This is a genomic window from Pseudomonas sp. GD03944, assembly GCF_029839275.1.
Classification (GTDB): Bacteria; Pseudomonadota; Gammaproteobacteria; order Pseudomonadales; family Pseudomonadaceae; genus Aquipseudomonas.
Map to the genome: position 1 here is coordinate 1 of NZ_JAOCAH010000004.1, position 19598 is coordinate 19598.

Annotated in this window: 19 protein-coding genes; 5 read left to right on the forward strand and 14 right to left on the reverse strand. The window is 65.8% G+C overall.

Translation table 11 applies throughout. From position 1 onward, the window contains the following. Positions 1–14: 14 nt before the first annotated feature. The 8 genes from N5C28_RS08265 to N5C28_RS08300 form a co-directional block, all read right to left on the reverse strand. Entirely contained in the window at positions 15–473 is a 459-nt protein-coding gene (locus N5C28_RS08265) for a metallophosphoesterase family protein (protein ID WP_279821557.1), read from the reverse strand. Positions 474–612: 139 nt separating this feature from the next. Beyond that, the gene (gene ilvD / locus N5C28_RS08270) at positions 613–2451 is read right to left on the reverse strand and encodes a dihydroxy-acid dehydratase (protein WP_279821559.1); all 1839 of its coding nucleotides are present in this window, start codon (positions 2449–2451) and stop codon (positions 613–615) included. Between the two features lie 244 nt (positions 2452–2695). Beyond that, complete coding sequence (locus N5C28_RS08275; protein ID WP_279821561.1) at positions 2696–3550, reverse strand: ABC transporter permease; 855 nt, start codon at positions 3548–3550, stop codon at positions 2696–2698. A gap of 7 nt (positions 3551–3557) precedes the next feature. Beyond that, positions 3558–4793 carry an ABC transporter permease gene (locus N5C28_RS08280; protein ID WP_279821563.1) on the reverse strand — a complete coding sequence of 412 codons (1236 nt, stop codon included), beginning with the start codon at positions 4791–4793 and terminating at the stop codon, positions 3558–3560. Positions 4794–5037: 244 nt separating this feature from the next. Then, positions 5038–6111 carry an ABC transporter substrate-binding protein gene (locus tag N5C28_RS08285; RefSeq protein ID WP_279821564.1) on the reverse strand — a complete coding sequence of 358 codons (1074 nt, stop codon included), beginning with the start codon at positions 6109–6111 and terminating at the stop codon, positions 5038–5040. A gap of 32 nt (positions 6112–6143) precedes the next feature. Then, positions 6144–7262: an ABC transporter ATP-binding protein gene (locus N5C28_RS08290; protein ID WP_279821566.1), complete on the reverse strand. Its 1119-nt coding sequence runs from the start codon at positions 7260–7262 to the stop codon at positions 6144–6146. A gap of 370 nt (positions 7263–7632) precedes the next feature. Next, on the reverse strand, positions 7633–8829 hold the full coding sequence (locus tag N5C28_RS08295; RefSeq protein WP_279821568.1) for a class I SAM-dependent rRNA methyltransferase: 1197 nt from the start codon (positions 8827–8829) through the stop codon (positions 7633–7635). A gap of 74 nt (positions 8830–8903) precedes the next feature. Next, the gene (locus N5C28_RS08300; RefSeq protein WP_279821569.1) at positions 8904–9443 is read right to left on the reverse strand and encodes a type 1 glutamine amidotransferase; all 540 of its coding nucleotides are present in this window, start codon (positions 9441–9443) and stop codon (positions 8904–8906) included. A 188-nt stretch (positions 9444–9631) separates the two neighbouring features. Between N5C28_RS08300 and N5C28_RS08305 the strand changes: the two genes are divergently transcribed. The 5 genes from N5C28_RS08305 (at position 9632) to N5C28_RS08325 (ending at position 14305) form a co-directional block, all read left to right on the forward strand. Then, a complete protein-coding gene (locus tag N5C28_RS08305) occupies positions 9632–10441 on the forward strand; it encodes an HDOD domain-containing protein (RefSeq protein ID WP_279821889.1) in 810 nt (269 codons plus the stop codon). 69 nt (positions 10442–10510) lie between these two features. Further along, positions 10511–11323 carry a bifunctional DNA-formamidopyrimidine glycosylase/DNA-(apurinic or apyrimidinic site) lyase gene (gene mutM / locus N5C28_RS08310; RefSeq protein ID WP_279821571.1) on the forward strand — a complete coding sequence of 271 codons (813 nt, stop codon included), beginning with the start codon at positions 10511–10513 and terminating at the stop codon, positions 11321–11323. 48 nt (positions 11324–11371) lie between these two features. After that, positions 11372–11950, forward strand: a complete 579-nt coding sequence (locus tag N5C28_RS08315; RefSeq protein ID WP_279821573.1) for a lysophospholipid acyltransferase family protein — start codon at positions 11372–11374, stop codon at positions 11948–11950. A 90-nt stretch (positions 11951–12040) separates the two neighbouring features. Further along, positions 12041–12379: a multidrug transporter gene (locus N5C28_RS08320; protein WP_279821575.1), complete on the forward strand. Its 339-nt coding sequence runs from the start codon at positions 12041–12043 to the stop codon at positions 12377–12379. A 90-nt stretch (positions 12380–12469) separates the two neighbouring features. Next, a complete protein-coding gene (locus N5C28_RS08325; RefSeq protein ID WP_279821577.1) occupies positions 12470–14305 on the forward strand; it encodes a Na/Pi symporter in 1836 nt (611 codons plus the stop codon). Positions 14306–14312: 7 nt separating this feature from the next. Here N5C28_RS08325 and ggt read toward each other — a convergent pair whose 3' ends face one another. The 6 genes from ggt to N5C28_RS08355 form a co-directional block, all read right to left on the reverse strand. Continuing rightward, entirely contained in the window at positions 14313–15974 is a 1662-nt protein-coding gene (ggt, locus tag N5C28_RS08330) for a gamma-glutamyltransferase (RefSeq protein ID WP_279821890.1), read from the reverse strand. Between the two features lie 41 nt (positions 15975–16015). Further along, complete coding sequence (locus tag N5C28_RS08335; RefSeq protein ID WP_279821578.1) at positions 16016–16267, reverse strand: YfhL family 4Fe-4S dicluster ferredoxin; 252 nt, start codon at positions 16265–16267, stop codon at positions 16016–16018. Positions 16268–16413: 146 nt separating this feature from the next. Continuing rightward, on the reverse strand, positions 16414–16893 hold the full coding sequence (coaD, locus tag N5C28_RS08340; protein WP_279821579.1) for a pantetheine-phosphate adenylyltransferase: 480 nt from the start codon (positions 16891–16893) through the stop codon (positions 16414–16416). 75 nt (positions 16894–16968) lie between these two features. Beyond that, positions 16969–17352 carry a phosphopantetheine adenylyltransferase gene (locus N5C28_RS08345; protein ID WP_279821580.1) on the reverse strand — a complete coding sequence of 128 codons (384 nt, stop codon included), beginning with the start codon at positions 17350–17352 and terminating at the stop codon, positions 16969–16971. A 15-nt stretch (positions 17353–17367) separates the two neighbouring features. Continuing rightward, entirely contained in the window at positions 17368–18957 is a 1590-nt protein-coding gene (locus N5C28_RS08350; RefSeq protein WP_279821581.1) for a GMC family oxidoreductase, read from the reverse strand. Between the two features lie 83 nt (positions 18958–19040). Next, on the reverse strand, positions 19041–19586 hold the full coding sequence (locus N5C28_RS08355; RefSeq protein ID WP_279821582.1) for a twin-arginine translocation pathway signal protein: 546 nt from the start codon (positions 19584–19586) through the stop codon (positions 19041–19043). Between the last annotated feature and the right edge of the window lie 12 nt (positions 19587–19598).

A 19598-nucleotide genomic window follows, 5' to 3' on the forward strand; every position in this document is an offset into this window, starting at 1 on the left:
GCCAGTGCCCTGCATCAGACCTCCAACGGGACCAGCTCGAACCGCACCGCGTCACCGTCGATATGCAGCTGGGCCACGCTGATCGGCAGCTTGAAGCGTCGCGGGCCGGCGCTTCCGGGGTTCAGGTAGAGCACGCCGTCGCGGGTTTCCTTCAGCGGTTTGTGCGAGTGCCCGGCAATCACCACGTCGATACCTGAAGCTTTGGGGTCGATGCTCAGTTGCTTGAGGTCGTGCAGCACGTACAGGGTGACGCCCTCGAAACGCAGCGTCAGGTTCTCGGGGATGGTGTCGGCCCAGGTGTCCTGGTCGTTGTTGCCACGGACCACCGACAGCGGGGCAATGCGCTCCAGCTCCGCCAGAATCTGCGGGCCGCCGATGTCGCCAGCATGGATCAGGTGATCACAGCCTTGCAGCGCAGCCAACGCTTCGGGGCGCAGCAGGTTGTGGGTGTCGGCGATCAGGCCAATTTTCATGGTTCTCCCGCACAAGGCCGTAGCCTGGGTTGAGCAACGCGATACCCGGGACGGTAGCATGCCGTCGCAGGCCCTTTGCCGCGCCAGAAACGCAAAGCCCGGCACAGGGCCGGGCTTTGCGAACGGTGCGGTCGGGCGATCAGCCGTCCAGCAGCGCCTTGTCGCGTACCGCGCCCTTGTCGGCGCTGGTGGCGAGCAGGGCGTAGGCCTTCAGGGCGGTGGTCACCTTGCGTGGACGCTTCTCGACCGGCTTCCAGCCTTTCTTGTCCTGTTCCACACGGCGGGCCGCCAGCTCTTCGTCGCTGACCAGCAGGTTGATCGAGCGGTTGGGGATGTCGATCAGCACCTTGTCGCCGTCCTGCACCAGGCCGATGGCGCCGCCCGCTGCAGCTTCCGGCGAGGCATGGCCGATGGACAGGCCGCTGGTGCCGCCGGAGAAGCGACCGTCGGTCAGCAGGGCGCAGGCTTTGCCCAGGCCCTTGGACTTCAGGTAGGAGGTCGGGTAGAGCATTTCCTGCATGCCCGGGCCGCCTTTCGGGCCCTCGTAGCGGATGATGACGATGTCGCCTTCCTTCACTTCGTCGGCGAGGATGCCGCGCACCGCGCTGTCCTGGCTCTCGAAGATCTTGGCGTTGCCTTCGAACACGTGGATGGATTCATCCACGCCGGCGGTCTTCACCACGCAGCCGTCCAGGGCGATGTTGCCGTACAGCACGGCCAGGCCGCCTTCCTTGGAATAGGCGTGTTCGACACTGCGGATGCAGCCGTTCTGGCGGTCGTCGTCCAGGGTGTCCCAGCGGGTCGACTGGCTGAACGCGGTCTGGGTCGGGATACCCGCCGGGCCGGCCTTGAAGAAATGGTGCACGGCCTCGTCGTCGGTCTGGGTGATGTCCCACTTGGCGATGGCTTCTTCCAGGCTGCGGCTGTGCACGGTCGGCAGTTCGGTGTGCAGCAGGCCGCCGCGCGCCAGTTCGCCGAGGATGCTGACGATGCCGCCGGCGCGGTGCACGTCTTCCATGTGGTATTTCTGGATGTTCGGCGCGACCTTGCACAGCTGCGGCACCTTGCGCGACAGGCGATCGATGTCGCGCAGGTCGAAATCGACCTCGGCTTCCTGGGCCGCGGCCAGCAGGTGCAGGATGGTGTTGGTCGAGCCGCCCATGGCGATGTCCAGGGTCATGGCGTTCTCGAAGGCCTTGAAGCTGGCAATGTTGCGCGGCAGGACGTTGGCGTCGCCTTCGCCGTAGTAGCGTTTGCACAGCTCGACGATGGTGCGGCCGGCCTGCAGGAACAGCTGTTCACGGTCGGCGTGGGTGGCCAGGGTCGAACCGTTGCCCGGCAGCGCCAGGCCCAGGGCTTCGACCAGGCAGTTCATCGAGTTGGCGGTGAACATGCCGGAGCAGCTGCCGCAGGTCGGGCAGGCGCTGCGCTCGTATTCGGCGACTTTCTCGTCGGAGGCGCTGGAGTCGGCGGCGATGACCATGGCGTCGACCAGGTCCAGGCCATGGCTGGCCAGCTTGGTCTTGCCGGCTTCCATCGGGCCGCCGGAGACGAAGATCACCGGGATGTTCAGGCGCAGGGCGGCCATCAGCATGCCGGGGGTGATCTTGTCGCAGTTGGAGATGCAGACGATGGCGTCGGCGCAGTGGGCGTTGACCATGTACTCCACGGAGTCGGCGATGATCTCGCGGCTCGGCAGCGAATAGAGCATGCCGTCGTGGCCCATGGCGATGCCGTCGTCGACGGCGATGGTGTTGAATTCCTTGGCCACGCCGCCGTGTTTCTCGATCTCGCGGGCGACCAGCTGGCCCAGGTCCTTCAGGTGCACGTGGCCGGGCACGAACTGGGTGAAGGAGTTGGCGATGGCGATGATCGGCTTCTTGAAGTCCTCGTCCTTCATCCCGGTGGCACGCCACAGGGCGCGGGCACCGGCCATGTTGCGGCCGTGGGTGGAGGTTTTCGAACGGTAATCAGGCATGGCGGTCGGTCCTGCTGAGGCTATTCAGGTGGCGGGTTTCGACCCGCTGTATGGGTATGGTGAGCGCGCTGCACGCCGCTGGCAAACGCAAATGGCGGTTTGCCGGGCTTGAAGGCCGGTGGCTGGGCGGGATCACCGCTGGCTCGGCCGGCTCACGAATCCGCCTGGGGTGGGGCAGGAATGGGTCGATTCTATCCCCAGGCAGCGTATGGACGAAAGCGCGAGACGATGGCAGGGCGCCGTGTCAGGTGGGAATCTCGATGCCGCGCAGGCGTTCGGAGCGGCGGCGCAGCAGCTCGATGGTGACCAGCAGGGCGATGGACACCAGGATCAGCAGGGTGGCGATGGCCAGGATGCTCGGGTTGATCTGCTCGCGCAGGCCCGAGAACATCTGCCGGGGAATGGTGCGTTGCTGCGGGCCCGCCATGAACAGGATCACCACCACTTCGTCGAACGAGGTGATGAAGGCGAACAGCGCACCGGAGATCACCCCGGGGCGGATCAGCGGCATGATGATGTCGAAGAATACCCGGATCGGCGTGGCGCCCAGGTTCAGCGCGGCGCGGGCCAGGGAGTAGTCGAAGCCGCTCAGGGTCGCGGTCACGGTGATGATCACGAAGGGCGTGCCCAGGGCGGCGTGCGCCAGGATCACGCCCAGGTAGTTACCGGCCAGGCCCAGGTCCGAGTAGAAGAAGAACATGCCGGCGGCGGTGATGATCAGCGGGACGATCATCGGCGATAGCAGCAGGGCGGTGATCAGCCGGCGGAACGGCATCTCGTCGCGGGCCAGGCCGACGGCGGCGCAGGTGCCGAGCACCGTGGCCAGCAGGGTGGCGAAGATGCCGATGAAGAAGCTGTTCTGGATCGCCAGGACCCATTTCGGGTCGCTGAAGATTTCCCGGTACCAGCGCAGCGAGTAGGCCTCGGGCTGCAGGGTGAGCATGCCTTCGGTGAAGCTGAAGAACGGCTCGGCGTTGAACGACAGCGGCACGATGACCAGGATCGGCAGGATCAGGAACAGCAGCACCAGCCAGGAGCTGGTCTTGAGCAGCCAGTTGCCGAGGCGGTGCCAGAAGCCGTAGTAGCTGGGCAATTTCATCGTTGACTCATCCCAGTTTGATGTTGCTGGCGCCGACGAAGCGGTCGTACACCCAATAGAGCAGCAGGATCAGCGCCAGCAGCAGCGAACCCAGTGCGGCGGCCAGTTCCCAGTTGTTCGAGCGCTGCATGTGGAAGGCGATGATGTTGCTGATCATCTGCCCGTCGGTGCCGCCGACCAGGGCCGGGGTGATGTAGTAGCCGACCGAGATGATGAACACCAGCAGCGCACCGGCACTGAGGCCCGGCAGGGTCATGGGGAAGTAGATACGGGCGAACGCCGGGATCGGCCGTGCCCCCAGGGACAGCGCCGCGCGCAGGTAGCTGGGGTCGATGCCACGCATCACGCTGTACAGCGGCAACACCATGAACGGCAGCAGGATGTGGGTCATCGCCACCACCGTGGCGAACGAGGTGTAGAGCATCTCGAACGGCTGGCCGATCAGGCCCAGGCTGAGCAGGAACGAGTTGATCACGCCGTTGGTCTGCAGCAGCGCGATCCAGGCCGTGGTGCGCACCAGCAGGGACGTCCAGAAGGGCAGCAGCACCAGCACCAGCAGCAGGTTGGCGCGGTTCTCCGGCAGGCTGGCCAGGTAGTAGGACAGCGGGTAGCCCAGCACTGCGCAGAGCAGGGTGATGACCAGGGCCATGCTCAGCGTCTTGCTGTAGAGCTGCAGGTAGATCTGCGTGTCCTGGCGCACCTGAAGCCCCTCTTCGGGGTGCAGTTCCAGGTCCAGGGCCGTCAGGTAGTAATCGTAGGTGTAGACCTGGCCCGCGCGCTGGATGGCGTACCAGAGTTCAGGCTTTTCCCAGTTGCGGTGCGCGGCGAGCAGGGTCTCGACGCCCTTGGCCGGCAGCTCGTCGGTTTCCAGCCGGCCGACCCGGCGTGCCGTGGATTTGACCACGCTGGACATGCCCGTATAGGCGCGGTTGAACTCCTCGGAGAGCTTGCCGGACAGGCGCTGCTCGTTGAGCCCATGCAGTTCGCTGACGAAGACCTGCAGGGTCTGTTCGTCCGGCAGTTGCTTGTGATCTTCCCAGCGCTTGAGCTCGGCCAGGGTCAGCGGAATCATCTCGGCCACGGTCGGGTGGTGCACGCTGCGCCACAACATGCTGCCGATCGGGGCGACGAAGGTCAGCAGGATGAACGCCAGCAACGGCACCACGAACAGAAAGGCGGTGAGGCGTTTTTTGCGGCGGGCGCTGGCGGCCTGGCCGGCTTCGTGGGTGGTCAGGGATGACAAACTGCTTCTCCGGTGCGTTGTAGGGTGGGTTAGCCGCGCGGACCACCGAGCCAACTGGCGCCAGGGTGTCTGGGCGCGGCGTAACCCACCGAGCGGGATCAGGTGCGCCTCATCTGGTGGGTTACGGCGCAGCGGGTATAGCGTTTACCGACCGCTCCGCTTCCTGCGCCTAACCCACCCTACGGGGTGGATACCTTCAGTCGAGCATCAAGCCCCTCTCCCCGCGGAAAGGGGCCGCTCTGAGTTACTTCAGCAGCCACTCGTTGAACTTCTCGCCCAGCGACTCGCCGTAGTCGGCCCAGAACTCGGAGCCGGCCTGGATGCCCTTGTCGAGGTGGGCGGTCGGCAGGTGCGGCGTGGCGGTCTGGTCGGCCAGCGGCATGGACGACTTGCGGGTCGGGCCGTAGGCGACGTCCGGCATGCCGGCCAGCGGCTTGGAGCCCGTGGCGTACTTGATGAACTCCATGGCCAGGTCTTTTTTCTTCGAGCCCTTCACGATGGCCCAGGCGTCGAGGTCATAGACGTGGCCGTCCCAGACGATTTCGAAGGGCTTTTTCTCCTGCACGATGGCGTCGTAGAAGCGGCCGTTGGCCGACTGCACCAGTACCGCGCCACCGTCGTTCAGCAGTTGCGGTGCCTGGGACCAGGAGTCGAACCAGACGATGTCCTTCTTGATGCTGGCCAGTTTGTCGAAGGCGCGCTGCTGGCCTTCCGGCGTGGCCAGGACTTCATAGACGTCCTCAGGCGCTACGCCATCGGCCATCAGGGCCCACTCCATGTTCACCTGCGGGCGTTTGCGCATGGCACGCTTGCCCGGGATCTTGGCGGTGTCGAAGAAGTCTTCGATGCTCGCGGCCTTGGTGTCGCCGATGGTTTTCTGGTTGTAGGCGAACACCACCGACCAGACGATGTTGCCGACCGCGCACTCGCTGGCCAGGGCTTCGGGGATGAAATCCTTGTCGGCCGGGACGCCGTCGATGCCGGCTGGCAGAACGCTGTGGTCGAGGGTTTCCAGCAGGCCTTCGGAGCAGGCGCGTTCGAGGTCGATCACCTCGAAGTCGACCACGTCCCACTGGATGTTGCCGGACTCGACCTGAGCCTTGATCTCGGCCACGCCGCCGGAGTAGTCCTCGAACAGCACCTTGACCCCGGTGTCCTTCTGGTAGGGATCGACAACGTGTTTCTTCTGCGCCGCACCGTAGGAGCCGCCCCATGACACGACGGTCAGGCTGTCCGCCGCGCTGGCGGCGAAGGGCGCCGTGCCCAGCGCCGCAGCCAGTGCGAGGGTGGAAAAGCGGGTGGTCAGTGATCTAGCCATTGCTGTGCTCCATTCCTGTTGTTGTGGTGGTGTTAAGGCGTCGTGGTGACGACGGGCCGGTCCAGGGCCTGGCTGTCTTCGGGCAGCCAGGCCAGGGTGACCTCATCCCTGGCGCTGAATTGCGGGGCTGAACTGTCGTTCAGGTTCTTCACCACCAGTTCGGTGCCGTCGGCGGTTTCGAAGTGGTAGCGGATGTATTCGCCCACGTAGTGGCGGGTGATGAAGCGTGCCTTGACCTGGTTGCCGGTGGCGCCCAGGCGACCGGTGAAGGTGAGCTTTTCCGGGCGCACCGACACGGTGGTGGGCAAGCCAGCTTCGGTGCAGTTGGCCTTCAGGCAACTGACCAGCACGCCGTCGCTCAGGCGCACCGACACGGTGTCGTCGTCGACCGATTCGATGGTGCCGGCGAGTTTGTTGCTCTCGCCGATGAAATCGGCCACGAACAGGTTGGCCGGGCGCTCGTAGAGCACGTGGGGTGGCGCGCATTGCTGGACCACGCCGTTGTTGAACACGGCAATGCGGTCGCTCATGGTCAGGGCTTCGGTCTGGTCGTGGGTGACGTAGATCACCGTGAAGCCGAGCTGGTCATGCAGGCGCTTGATCTCGAACTGCATCTGCTCGCGCAGTTTCTTGTCGAGGGCGCCGAGGGGTTCGTCCATCAGCACGATGTCCGGGGCGAAGATCAGCGCACGGGCCAGGGCCACGCGCTGGCGCTGGCCGCCGGACAACTGCCCGGGGTAGCGGCCGCCAAAGGCCTGCAGCTCGACCAGGGCCAGGTATTCCTCGACCTTGGCGCGGATCTGGTCCTTGGGCAGTTTGCGGATCTTCAGGGGGTAGGCGAGGTTCTCGCGTATGGTCATGTGTGGGAACAGCGCGTACTGCTGGAAAACCATGCCGATGTTGCGGTCGTAGGGCGCGATGCTGGTGACCGAACGGCCGTTGATGAGGATCTCGCCGCTGGTCACGTCCTCGAAGCCGGCGAGCATCATCAGGCAGGTGGTCTTGCCCGAGCCGGAGGGGCCGAGCAGGGTGATGAACTCCCCCTTGGCGACGTCCAGGTTGAAGTTCTTGACCACCAGACTCTTGTGGTCGTAGGTCTTTTTCACATTGGTGAATTGCAGGAACGGTTTGTCCCCAGCCTGATCAGCCATAACCCTCCCCAACTTCCCATCAAACAGGCGCTCGCTTGTGGCGCGGCCTGACTGTCCCCTCAACCGTCTTGCGGTGCGTGCCAGCGGTTGTTATCGAATAGCCAAGAGCAATAAGCACGCCAGCCCTGGAGAAAAACACCGGCAACGGCTCTGCCGTGCCGCTTGAGTCTAGTCAAGGCGTGGATTCGTGCAGGGGCGCGGGTGTGGGCGGGGGTAACACTGGGTGGGAAAGAGGCACCGGTCGACACGCACCTGAGCGGTGCAACCCGGTAGCAATGGGGTGTGATTCGGTGCGAAGGCGAGGTGCGACCGGCGGGTGGAGCGCGGCCGTTGCCGGTGCGCCCGCAGCAGGGCGCACCGGCGTCGGTCATCAGCTGTTGGGCAGCAGGCGGACCGTCAGGCTCTTGATGTAGCGGGTCTCGATGATGGCCGGGTGCACCGGATGGTCCGGGCCCTGGGCGCCGCGCTCGAGCAGCTGGATGTTGCGGTCCAGGTGGCGGGCGCTGGTCAGCAGGATGTTCTGCAGGTTGTCTTCTTCCAGGTGCATGGAGCAACTGGCGCTGAACAGGATGCCGTCCTTGTTCAGCAGGCGCATGGCGGTTTCGTTGAGGCGGCGGTAGGCGGCCTCGCCGTTCTTGATGTCCTTCTTGCGCTTGATGAAGGCAGGCGGGTCGGCCACGATCACGTCGAAGCGCTCTTCGGCGGCCTTGAGCTGCTTGAGGGCTTCGAACACATCGCCTTCGACGCAGGCGACCTGGTCGGTCAGGCCGTTCAGGGCGGCGTTGCGCTCCACGCCGTCGAGGGCGAAGCCGGAAGCGTCCACGCACATCACGTCGCTGGCGCCGAAGGCCGCGGCCTGCACCCCCCAGCCGCCGATGTAGCTGAACAGGTCGAGCACACGCTTGCCCTTGACGTAGGGCGCCAGGCGCGCGCGGTTCATGCGGTGGTCATAGAACCAGCCGGTCTTCTGACCTTCGATCACCGGCGCTTCGAACTTCACGCCGTTCTCTTCCAGGGCGACCCACTCCGGCACCAGGCCGAACGGCGTGTCGACGTAACGCTCCAGGCCTTCGGCGTCACGAGCGGCCGAATCGTTCTTGAGCAGGATGCCGCGGGGCTTGAGCACCTGGACCAGGGCGGCGAGCACGTCGTCCTTGTGCTGCTCCATGGTGGCCGAGGCCAGTTGCACCACCAGGATGTCGAAGAAACGGTCGACCACCAGGCCCGGCAGCAGGTCGGAGTCGCCGTACACCAGGCGGTAGCAGGGCTGGTCGAACAGCCGTTCGCGCAGGCTCAGGGCCACGTTCAGGCGGTGCACCAGCAGGGATTTGTCCAGCACGTGCTTGACGTCACGCGACAGCAGGCGGGCGCAGATCAGGTTGTTCGGGCTGACGGCGACGATGCCCAGCGGCTTGCCGCCGGCGGCTTCGAGCACGGCCTGGGCGCCGGGGACGAAGCCGTTCAGCGGGGTGGCGGCGACGTCGATCTCGTTGCTGTAGACCCACAGGTGGCCGGCGCGCAGGCGTCGATCGGCATTGGCTTTCAGGCGCAAGCTGGGCAGGGACATGGGGACTCTCCGGGAAAAAGAGCGGGATTATAGCCCAGTCGCCTGCCCGAACGGCGGCCCCGCGTGGCGAATACTCAGGCCGCGAGGGATTCGATCAGCTCCTTGTTGAAGGCCGGGAGGTCATCCGGCTTGCGGCTGCTGATCAGCGTGCCGTCCTTGACCACTTCCTTGTCGATCCAGTAGCCGCCGGCGTTGACGATGTCGTCCTTCAGCGAGCTCCAGCTGGTCAGGGTCCGGTCCTTGACCAGGTCGGCCGATACCAGCAGCCAGGCGCCGTGGCAGATCACGGCGATGGTCATGTGGGCCTTGGCCGCCGCCTTGACCAGAGCCTGGGCCTCGGGAACGCTGCGTATCTGGTCGGAATTGAACACGCCACCGGGCAGCACCAGGGCGTCATAATCCTCGATACGGGCCTGCTCGAAGGTCTTGCTCACCTCGAACAGGTCGCCTGGCTTGTCGTGGTGCCAGCCACGGACCTGGCCGGCCTTGTTCGCCAGGATATCCGCCGTGGCGCCGGCCTGTTCCAACGCCTTCTTGGGTTCGGTGAGTTCGACCTGCTCGAAGCCATCGGTGACCAGCAGGGCGATGCGTTTGCCTTTCAGGGACTGTGTCATGGTGATCCTCGTTATCCGCGGACTGTTATAGGTCCGACCGGGCAGGGCCTGAAAGTTCAGACAAAGGAATGACAGCAAGGCCCCCGGCGCTCGGGTTAGACTCCCGGCTCCACCCCGTTCACGCCTCGATCGCCATGTCCAAGCACGTTTCCCCCGAACAGATTCAGAAAGCCCTGCAGGGCATCAGCGTGCCGCCGCAGCCGCAGATCATGGTCGACCTGCAGATGGAGCAGGTCATGCCTAACCCGGACCTGAAGGTCATCGCCCGGCTGATCAGCCAGGACCCGGGGTTGTCCGGTGCGCTGCTGAAGATCGTCAATTCGCCGTTCTTCGGCCTGACCAACCGTATCGCCTCGATCCAGCAGGCGGTGAACCTGCTGGGCTGCGACACGGTGATCAACCTGATCAACGCCCAGTCGATCAAGGGCGAGCTGAGCGACGAGGCGATCGTCACCCTCAACCGCTTCTGGGACACCGCCCAGGACGTGGCCATGACCTGCCTGACCCTGGCCAAGCGCATCGGCTACCACTCGCCGGACGAGGCCTACACCCTGGGCCTGTTCCACAATTGCGGCATCCCGCTGATGGTCAAGCGCTTCCCCAACTACATGGTCGTCCTGGAAGAGGCCTACTACAGCGCCAGCGCCGAGAACCGGGTGGTGGACACGGAAAACCGCCTGCTCAACACCAACCACGCGGTGGTCGGTTACTTCACGGCCAAGTCCTGGAACCTGCCGCTGCACCTGTGCGAGGCCATCGCCAGCCACCACAATGCCCTGTCGATCTTCAGCGACGAGGCCGGGGACGCCCAGCTCAAGACCCTGCTGGCGATCCTGAAAATGGCCGAGCACATCTGTGAAAGCCACCGCATCCTCGGTAACCAGCCCGAAGACCACGAATGGCAGAGCATCGAGCAGCGGGTGCTGGAATACGTGGGCCTGTCCGACTACGACTTCGAGAACCTGCGCGAGAGCATTCGCGAGCTGGGCGCCGCCTAGCGGCTGGCTCGTCGCTCCCGGGCAATCCTGCTAATGTGGCGGCCCGCCGTTGCAACCGATTGACCGTCCATGCCCGAATTGCCAGAAGTCGAAACCACCCGCCGGGGCATTGCCCCCTACCTGGAAGGCCAGCGCGTCAGCCGTGTGGTGGTGCGTGAGCGCCGCCTGCGCTGGCCGATTCCCGAAGACCTCGATATCCGCCTGTCCGGGCAGCGTATCGAGGGCGTGTCGCGCCGGGCCAAGTACCTGCTGATCAAGGCCGAGACCGGCAGCCTGATCAGCCACCTGGGCATGTCCGGCAGCCTGCGCCTGGTCGAATGCGGCCTGCCGGCGGCCAAGCACGAGCACGTGGACATCGAGCTGGAGTCCGGGCTGTCCCTGCGCTACACCGACCCGCGCCGTTTCGGTGCGCTGCTCTGGAGCGCCGACCCGCTGCAGCACGAGCTGCTCAGCAAGCTGGGGCCGGAGCCGCTGACCGCCCTGTTCGATGGCGAGCGGCTGTTTCAGCTGTCCCGCGGCCGTTCCATGGCGATCAAACCGTTCATCATGGACAACGCCGTGGTGGTCGGGGTCGGCAACATCTACGCCACCGAAGCGCTGTTCGCCGCCGGTATCGACCCGCGCCGCGAGGCCAGCTCCGTCTCCCGGGCGCGTTACCTGCGCCTGGCGCTGGAGATCAAACGCATCCTGGCCCATGCCATCGAGCGCGGCGGCACCACCCTGCGCGACTTCGTCGGTGGCGATGGCCTGCCGGGCTACTTCCAGCAGGAGCTGTTCGTCTACGGCCGGGGCGGAGAGTTCTGCAAGGTGTGCGGCAGCACCCTGCGTGAAGTGAAACTGGGCCAGCGCGCCAGCGTGTACTGCCCGCGCTGCCAGCGCTGAGCGCCTGGAACGTCCGATACAACAACAAGAAAATACCGAGGGTGTTCGATGTCCGGTAACTACCTGCCCCGCAGCCCGCTGACCGAGTGGGTCGGGCGCACTGTGCTGAAGGCCATGGGCTGGCGCATCGAGGGCGAACTGCCCCGGCTCGACAAGTTCGTGGCCATCGGCGCGCACCACACCTCCAACTGGGATTTCGTGATCTTTCTCGCGGTGAAATTCGTGCTGCGCCTCAATGCCCGCTGGTTCGGCAAGCACACGATCTTCCAAGGGCCCTTCGGCTCGCTGCTGCGCCGCTGGGGCGGCATCGCCATTCGCCGCGACCAGCAGCGCAACACCGTGGACCAGGCGATCCAGGCCTTCCACGAGCACCGGCAATTCATCCTGGTGCTGTCGCCGGAAGGCACGCGCAAGAAGGTCGAGCGCTGGAAAATGGGCTTCTACCACATCGCCCGTGGGGCGGGCGTGCCCATCGTGCTGGGGGCGCTGGACTTCCAGAATCGGCGCGTGGTGATCGGCCCGGCCTTCTGGCCCACCGGGGACGAGGCGGCCGATCTGCGGGAAATCCTGGCGTTCTACCGGCCATTTATCCCGAAAAAGCCGGAGTACGCCTTTCATGGCGATTGACGGCCGTCACGCTGACAATTGCCAGAGCACTGTTATAGTTAGGTTCACTGCCTCCTAACAACTGCCTCCTAATAGCTGAAGGATCGCCCCATGAAACTGTTTCGCTCAATCGCTGCTGTCCTGGCGCTGACCTCTGGCCTGCTGGCGCTGCCGGCGCAGGCTGAAGTGGTTCAGCAGAACACCAGCGGTGACCCTGTCTACACCGTCAATGCACCGAAGGGCTACGCGATGATCGGCGACCTGCTGATCGCCCGTCCGCTGCTGATCGGTGCCACCGTGATCGGCGCTGCCGCCTTCGTGGTCAGCCTGCCGTTCACCGCATTGGGCGGTAACGTCGGCGAAGCCGGCCAGGCGCTGGTCGTCGAGCCGGGCCGCGAGGCCTTCGTGCGCTGCCTGGGCTGCACCTCGAGCGGCTACAAGCAGGACTGATACCGCCCGTATCCGCTTCACGACGGCCCTTCGCCCCCAACCGGGCGAGGGGCCGTTTGCTTTGAGCCCCGCTAAAAGGACACGGTGGCAATGAAATACCTGCGTACGATGACCCTGCTGGTGGTGACCCTGGGACTGGTCGCCTCCTTCTGGCTGAGTGCCGGCTGGCTGCAGCTCTGCGGTGGCCTGGCGATGTTCCTGTTCGGCATGCAGTGCCTGGAAGAGGGCCTGCGGCAACTGGCCGGCAGCAAGCTGGAACAGGTGCTGGCGCGCAGCACCGCGACGCCGTTCAAGAGCCTGCTGTTTGGCGTGGGCGGCACCCTGCTGCTGCAATCCAGCACCCTGGTGTCGCTGCTCACCATCGCCTTCATCAGCACCGGCCTGATCCAGCTGGCGGGCGGTATCGCCATCCTGTTCGGCGCCAACCTGGGCGCCACCAGCGGCATCTGGTTGCTGGCGCTGGCCGGGCAGAACCTCAGCCTCAGCCCCCTGGCGCTGCCGCTGCTGGTGTTCGGCGTGCTGGCTGGCTTCTTCGGGGCCAAGAGCAAGGCGGCCGGGCGCATCGTGCTGGGCATCGCCTTCATCTTCCTGGGTATCGACCAGATCAAGGACGGCTTCGCCAGCTTCGGCGACGGCCTGGACATGAGTGCGTTGCAGGCAGACGGCGTGATGGGCGCGCTGCTGTTCACCGGCATCGGCATGCTGATTACCGTGGTGCTGCAGTCCAGTCACGCCACGCTGATGCTGACCCTGGCGGCCCTGGCCGGCGGCCAGCTGGAACTGGGGCAGAGCCTGGCCATCGCCATCGGCTCGAACATCGGCAGCAGCGTCACCACCGCCTTCGTCGGTTCCCTGGGCGGCAACCGCAGCGGCCAGCGACTGGCGCTGGCCCACGTGCTGTTCAACGTGCTCACCGGTGTGCTGGCCTTCACCCTGCTCGAACCCCTGGCCTGGCTGGTGCACGCCCTGGCCGAGCCGCTGGGACTGGGTGACAACAGCCTGATCCAGCTGGCGATGTTCCACACCCTGTTCAACGCCATGGGCGTGGCGCTGTTCTGGCCCTGGCAGGGGCGGCTGGCGCGCTACCTGATCCGCTGGCTGCCGGAGCGCCGCGAGCCGACGGTGCTGATCGCCGAACTGGCGCCTACGGTGGCGCAAGCGCCCGAGCCCACCCGGGCGCGTTACCTCAATGAACGGGCGCTGGATTCGGTGGAAGCCGCGTCCGGCGCCGTGGTGCAGGAGCTCAATCACCTCGGCCGCCTGAGCCTGGAGGTGATCTGCCATGCGCTGTACCTGCCGGTGGACCAACTGGACCGGGCCAAGGCCGACGAAGCCGTGCTGCAGGCCCGGCCGGTCCGCGACGGGGTGGATGCCGAGTACCTGTACCGCCAGCACATCAAGGGTGTGTACGGCGACCTGCTGAGCTTCATGGGGCGCATGGAGCAGCCCATGGACGAGGCGCACCAGCAGTTCTGGGTCAGTTGCCAACTGGCGGCGCTGCAACTGGTGGACGCGGTCAAGGATGCCAAGCACCTGCAGAAGAACCTTGGGCATTACCTCGATACGCCGCCATCGCCGGTGCGCGATGCCTACCAGGACCTACGTCGCCACCTGCTGTCGACCCTGCATGAGTTGCGTGAGCTGGCGCGTTCAGAGCTGCCCGAAGAAGCCTGGCAGCAGCGCCTGCGCTGGCTCGACGGCCAGGCGGCGGATTTCGACGGTCAATTCCGCCAGCGCCTGTTCGCCGCGGTGCGCAGCGGCGGACTGGATGGCCTGCAGACCAGCTCGCTGATGAATGACTTGGGGTATGTCAGCCGCATCTTTCAGAGCCTGCGCAACGTGCTGATGCTGGGGGCGGAACAGCCGCTGTTCCGCGAGCTGCGCCACCTGGCGGGCGACGAGGGGAGCCTGATTCAGCTCCCCTGAGGGTGGGTCACGGCGCGGGCGATACCGCGCTGGTGCCAATGCCCCGCGGGTCGCTGGCGGCCTCGACCTGCTGTTTCTGCTTCTGCCAGTACAGCACCTGCTGGTTGCCGTACTGCCGGTCCACCAGCTTGAGCTGATGGCCACGGGCCTGCAAGGCTGCCGCCTGCGCCGGGCTGAAGGTGCCCGGCTCGTGCTCGATCACGTCGGGCAGGAACTGGTGGTGGTAGCGCGCCACGGCGGGCCAACGGGCCACGGGCTGGCCGTCCAGGTACTCGAGAATGGACAGCAGCACCATGCTCGGGATGCGGCTGCCGCCCGGCGTGCCGAAACTGGTGAATTCACTCGGGCTTTCGATGAAGGTCGGGCTCATGCTCGACAGCGGTCGCTTGCCGGCGGCGATGGCGTTGGCGTGGCTGCCAGCCAGGCCATAGGCGTTGCTGCCCTGTACATCGGCGGCGAAATCATCCATTTCATCATTCAGCAGCACGCCGGTGCCCGGCACGGTGAAGGCCGCGCCGAACGGCAGGTTGATCGACAGGGTGGCCGCCACGGCGTTGCCCTCGGCATCCAGCACCGAGAAGTGGGTGGTGTGGTCGCCTTCGTGCCAGGTGCCGGCCGGTGGCAGGCTGGCGCTCGGGGTGGCCCTGTCGGCCTGGATGCCCTGGCGGAACGCGTGCAGGTAGGCCGGCGCGAGCAACCTGTCCAGCGGGTTGGCTACAAAGTCCGGGTCGCCCAGCAGACCCCGGTCGCGGTAGGCGCGGCGCAGGGTTTCCGCGACGTAGTGGGTGCGCTGCACCGCATCGGCCTCGCGCCAGGGCAGGTGCTGCAGGGTCAGCAGGCTCTGAGCCAGGATCAGGCCGCCGGCCGAGGGCGGCGGAGCGCTGATCAACTGGCGTTGGTCGGCCAGCTCGACCTGCAACGGCGCGCGCTCGACGATGCGGTACTCACGCAGGTCGCGCAGGGTCCAGATGCCGCCGGCCGCCTGCACGCCCATCACCAGTTTCTCGGCGGTTTCGCCGCCATAGAACCCGGCGTGGCCGTCGCGGGCCAGGCGTTCCAGGGTGCGCGCCAGGTCGGGTTGGCGCAGCAGGCCGAATTCGTCGGGAATCTCGCCGTCGTCGAGGAAGATGCGTGCGCTTTCCGGGTCATCGCGCAGGGCATCGAGGCGCCATCGCGCCCGTTCCCGGTACACGCGGTCGATGCCGACGCCGTCCCGGGCCAGGCGAATCGCCGGAGCCAGGGAATCGCGCAGCGGCAGGCGACCGAAACGCTGGGCCAGGTCGACCAGGGCGGCGGGCAGGCCGGGGATTGCCGCCGCCAGGGCGCCGTTCAGGGACAGGTGTTTCTGCACCTCGCCATCGCGCCGGTAGAGGTCGGCGTGGGCCTTCAGCGGTGCGCGCTCGCGGGCGTCGATGAAGCGGTAGGTGGGCGTGTCGCCGGCCTCACGCAGCAGGAAGAAGCCGCCACCACCGATGCCCGAGCCATAGGGTTCGACGACTGCCAGGGCTGCGCTGATGGCCACGGCCGCATCGAAGGCATTGCCGCCCAGGGCCAGGGTTTCCTGGCCGGCAACGGTGGCGGCGGGGTGGGCAGTGGCGATGGCCGAGCGGCCAGGGTGTTCGACGGCGTGGGCGTCGAGGGCGAGCAGCAAGAACAGCGAGCCGGCGATCGCTCGCCAGCGGGTGAAACGACGCCCGAGGGTCACCGGCGTCAGGCCTTTCCGGTGATTTTCATGTACTTCTGCATCAGTTGGTCCTTGGTCTCGACGCGGTTTTCATCGAGCGGGATGCAGTCGACCGGGCACACCTGCTGGCACTGCGGCTCATCGTAGTGGCCCACGCATTCGGTGCACAGGTTGGGGTCGATCACGTAGATCTCCTCACCTTGGGAAATCGCCGCATTCGGGCACTCAGGCTCGCAGACGTCGCAGTTGATGCAATCGTCGGTGATGATCAGGGACATGAACTAAACGCTCCTGCCGCGGTGAGTCACCACGGCATCTTACAAACATGGGCAGACAACGCTAGGCGAATTGTGCCGGATTGTCAGGGCAGGCGCCATGCCGCTGGCCAGCCCGGCCAGTGGGAATGCTCAGGCTGGAGGCGGTGTCAGCGTTTGAAGCGCTCGGTCAGGGCGCTGGCCACGGCAGGGTGGACGAACTGCGAGATGTCGCCGCCCAGTGCGGCGATTTCACGCACCAGCGTCGAGGAGATGAAGGAGTATTTCTCCGACGGCGTGAGGAACAGGCTTTCCACGTCCGGCGCCAGTTGGCGGTTCATGTTGGCCAGCTGGAATTCGTATTCGAAGTCCGACACCGCGCGCAGGCCGCGCAGGAAGACATTGGCTCCTTGCTCCTTGGCGAAGTGCGCCAGCAGCGTGGAGAACCCGACCACTTCGACGTTCGGCAGGTGCTTGGTGACTTCACGGGCCAGTTCGACGCGCTGCTCCAGGGAGAACAGGGGGTTTTTCTTGGGGCTGGCGGCTACCGCGATGATCACGCTGTCGAACAGACGCGCGGCGCGTTCGACCAAGTCTCCATGGCCCTTGGTGATGGGGTCGAAGGTGCCTGGGTATAACACTCGATTCATCGTGACGTCCTGGCGGATCGAAAGGGAGTCGGATGGTAGCGCAGCGATCCCCGGCGGCCAAGTCGAGCTGACGTTTCACCGTTCGGCGTGGTCGATGGCATACAGCACAAGGGCCAGCAGCAGACAACCCAGGGCCACCCAGTCGGCGATCACCACCCGGCGTATGGCGTCGTTGTAGCCGGGGCTGGCCCAGGCCACGTAGAGGAACGACAGCACGCTGATCAGGCCGCCGGCGAAGGCCACGGGCTGCAACAGCGGGCGGAACGCGGCGTAGATCAGCAGCGCGCCGAGCAGGCCGAACAGCACCGCGCGGCTGCGCATCAGGATCAGTGTGTTCGGTTCGTCGAACGACAGCCCATAGAGGGTGGCCAGGCGTTCGGCACCGAGCACGCCGCTGAGGGGCAGCAGGTGGATGATGCCGGCGACGATCAGCAGTCCGGCGATGAGTTTGCTCGTCACGGTCGTGTCCTCCGCTCAGGCCAGGCGGTCGGCCAGTGCGGTGGCCAGCTTGGCGGTGAGGCCATACACCGACAGCTGCGGGTTGGCGCCGATGCTGGTGGGAAACAGCGAGCCGTCGTGGATCGACAGGTTGCTGAGCTGATGGTGCCGCCCCAGGCTGTCGGTCACCGCCTGCTGCGGGTCTTCACCCATGGCGCAGCCGCCCATCACATGGGCACTGCCCAGGCGCGTGCGGTACAGCGACAGGTCGAGGCCGTCGATCAGTGCCTTGGCCTCGGCGGCAGTCTTCACGTAGTCGGCGTCGGCGTGCAGCGGCATCACCGCCTTGGCGCCGGCGGCGAGCTGGATCTCGGCCATGCTGTGGAAGGCCCGTTTGACCCCGTCCCAGGTGTAGTCGGTCATCTGGTAATCGAGCACCGGGCTGCCGTCGCCGCGCAGCTCCACCCTGCCTTCGGCGCTGTCCGGGTGGAAGCCGTCGCGCAGCAGCGCCAGCATCACGTTGGTGTGAGGCAACTGTTCCATGCGCAGGGCGTTGTCGATGCCGAAACGGCCGAGCAGGGTGGCGGTCAGGGCTGGCTGCAGGGGTGGCACTTCCAGTTTGTAGGAGAGGCGTCCGGCGGTGCCGTCGTCCCATTGGAAGTGATCGGTGTAGACCGACTGCGGCGCGCCGTGGAACGGGTTGATCACCTGCTCGAACTGCGCCGCGGAGAAATTCACCAGGTGCAGGTAGGTGCGTTTGCCGGTGCGCTGGTAGGGGTCGGGTGCGTCGGAGCGCAGCAGCAGCCCCGGTGTATTGATGCCGCCGCCGGACAGCACGTAGTGCCGGGCCTTGACCGTGATGGTGTGGCCGTTGGGCGCCACGCAGCGTTCATCCATGCCCAGGCACTGCAGGCCGACCACCTTGTCGCCCTCGATCAGCAGCTTGTCGGCGCGGGCGAGGTATAGCAGCTCCCCGCCTTTTTCCAGGGTCGCGGGGATGGTGGTGACCAGCATCGATTGTTTGGCGTTGGTCGGGCAACCCATGCCGCAGTAGCCGAGGTTCCAGCAGCCGCGCACGTTGCGCGGAATCACCTTCCAGTGATAGCCGAGCGCCTCGCAGCCGTTGCGGATCACGTCGTTGTTCGGGTTGGGCGGGATGGCCCAGGGGGCGACGCCCAGGCGCTGCTCCATGCGCTCGAACCAGGGCGCCATCTCGGCCGGGCTGTGGCCCTTGACCCCATGCTCCTTGGCCCAGTGCTCCAGGGTCGGGTCGGGGGTACGAAAGCTCGAGGTCCAGTTGATGAGGGTCGAGCCGCCGACCGCGCGGCCCTGCATGATGGTGATGGCGCCGTCCTTGCTCATGCGACCGATGCCTTCCTGGTACAGGGTGGCGTAGGCCTTGTCTTCGAGCATCTTGAAGTCGCTGCTGGTTTTGAGCGGGCCTTCTTCGATCAGCAGCACCTTGAACCCGGCGGCGCTGAGAATTTCCGCCGTGGTGCCGCCTCCGGCCCCGCTGCCGACGATCGCCACGTCGGCCTCGAGGGTCAGGTTCTTGTCCAGGCGTGAGCCATCGTGGGTCTTCCAACCCCGGGCCAGGCCTTCTTTGAAGCTATCGGGTACAGGCATTTCAAGGCTCTCTTTCTTGTGATTGCGCTGCATTCGAGGCTGAGCGCACCTGCAACGACGCCTGGCTGACGCGCAGCCAGCCGTCAGACCGTAGGCGGGCCGGGGTAGCCGCAGTGCGCCCAGGACTCCGGTCGGCTGTACCAGCTCATCATCACCAGTTGCAGCAGCGAGGCGTGGCCCATTTTCAGCAGGTCGAGGTAACTGTTCTGCCAGCGGTCGAGGAAGGCCTGGATATCGTCGTGCGAGGCGTTTTCCCAGCTGCCCCAGATGCCGGTCAGCGGGCCGCGGGTGATCGGCATGGACAGCACGTCGAACAGTTGCACGGTGAGCTTGAGCATCTCCGGCGACAGGTGGCTGAGGCTGTAGTCGAGGCTGGCGATGGTGTCCTCCACCGCCTTGGGCATGTTCTCCGGCGCCACGGCGCCTTCGAGCAGCACCGGGATCAGGGCACGCAGGAACGGCAGGTCACTGCTGCGCAGGATCAGCATGCCGGTGTGCGGGTGGCTCGCCGAGCAGCCGCTGAGCGTGGCGGTCACGCCGGCGGTGGCGAGGAAGGCCGAGCCGACCAGGCCGACCTTGAGCAGGCTGCGCCGCGACAGGTTCGCGGGTCCAACGGTGGTGTCGATCATTTTTATTATCAC

Excerpts from the sequence above, each read along its gene's own strand:
- N5C28_RS08265 (WP_279821557.1), bottom strand. The coding sequence starts at position 473 with ATGAAAATTGGCCTGATCGCCGACACCCACAACCTGCTGCGCCCCGAA.
- ilvD (WP_279821559.1), bottom strand. The coding sequence starts at position 2,451 with ATGCCTGATTACCGTTCGAAAACCTCCACCCACGGCCGCAACATGGCC.
- N5C28_RS08275 (WP_279821561.1), bottom strand. The coding sequence starts at position 3,550 with ATGAAATTGCCCAGCTACTACGGCTTCTGGCACCGCCTCGGCAACTGG.
- N5C28_RS08285 (WP_279821564.1), bottom strand. The coding sequence starts at position 6,111 with ATGGCTAGATCACTGACCACCCGCTTTTCCACCCTCGCACTGGCTGCG.
- N5C28_RS08290 (WP_279821566.1), bottom strand. The coding sequence starts at position 7,262 with ATGGCTGATCAGGCTGGGGACAAACCGTTCCTGCAATTCACCAATGTG.
- N5C28_RS08295 (WP_279821568.1), bottom strand. The coding sequence starts at position 8,829 with ATGTCCCTGCCCAGCTTGCGCCTGAAAGCCAATGCCGATCGACGCCTG.
- N5C28_RS08300 (WP_279821569.1), bottom strand. The coding sequence starts at position 9,443 with ATGACACAGTCCCTGAAAGGCAAACGCATCGCCCTGCTGGTCACCGAT.
- mutM (WP_279821571.1), top strand. The coding sequence starts at position 10,511 with ATGCCCGAATTGCCAGAAGTCGAAACCACCCGCCGGGGCATTGCCCCC.
- N5C28_RS08315 (WP_279821573.1), top strand. The coding sequence starts at position 11,372 with ATGTCCGGTAACTACCTGCCCCGCAGCCCGCTGACCGAGTGGGTCGGG.
- N5C28_RS08320 (WP_279821575.1), top strand. The coding sequence starts at position 12,041 with ATGAAACTGTTTCGCTCAATCGCTGCTGTCCTGGCGCTGACCTCTGGC.
- N5C28_RS08325 (WP_279821577.1), top strand. The coding sequence starts at position 12,470 with ATGAAATACCTGCGTACGATGACCCTGCTGGTGGTGACCCTGGGACTG.
- N5C28_RS08335 (WP_279821578.1), bottom strand. The coding sequence starts at position 16,267 with ATGTCCCTGATCATCACCGACGATTGCATCAACTGCGACGTCTGCGAG.
- coaD (WP_279821579.1), bottom strand. The coding sequence starts at position 16,893 with ATGAATCGAGTGTTATACCCAGGCACCTTCGACCCCATCACCAAGGGC.
- N5C28_RS08350 (WP_279821581.1), bottom strand. The coding sequence starts at position 18,957 with ATGCCTGTACCCGATAGCTTCAAAGAAGGCCTGGCCCGGGGTTGGAAG.
- N5C28_RS08355 (WP_279821582.1), bottom strand. The coding sequence starts at position 19,586 with ATGATCGACACCACCGTTGGACCCGCGAACCTGTCGCGGCGCAGCCTG.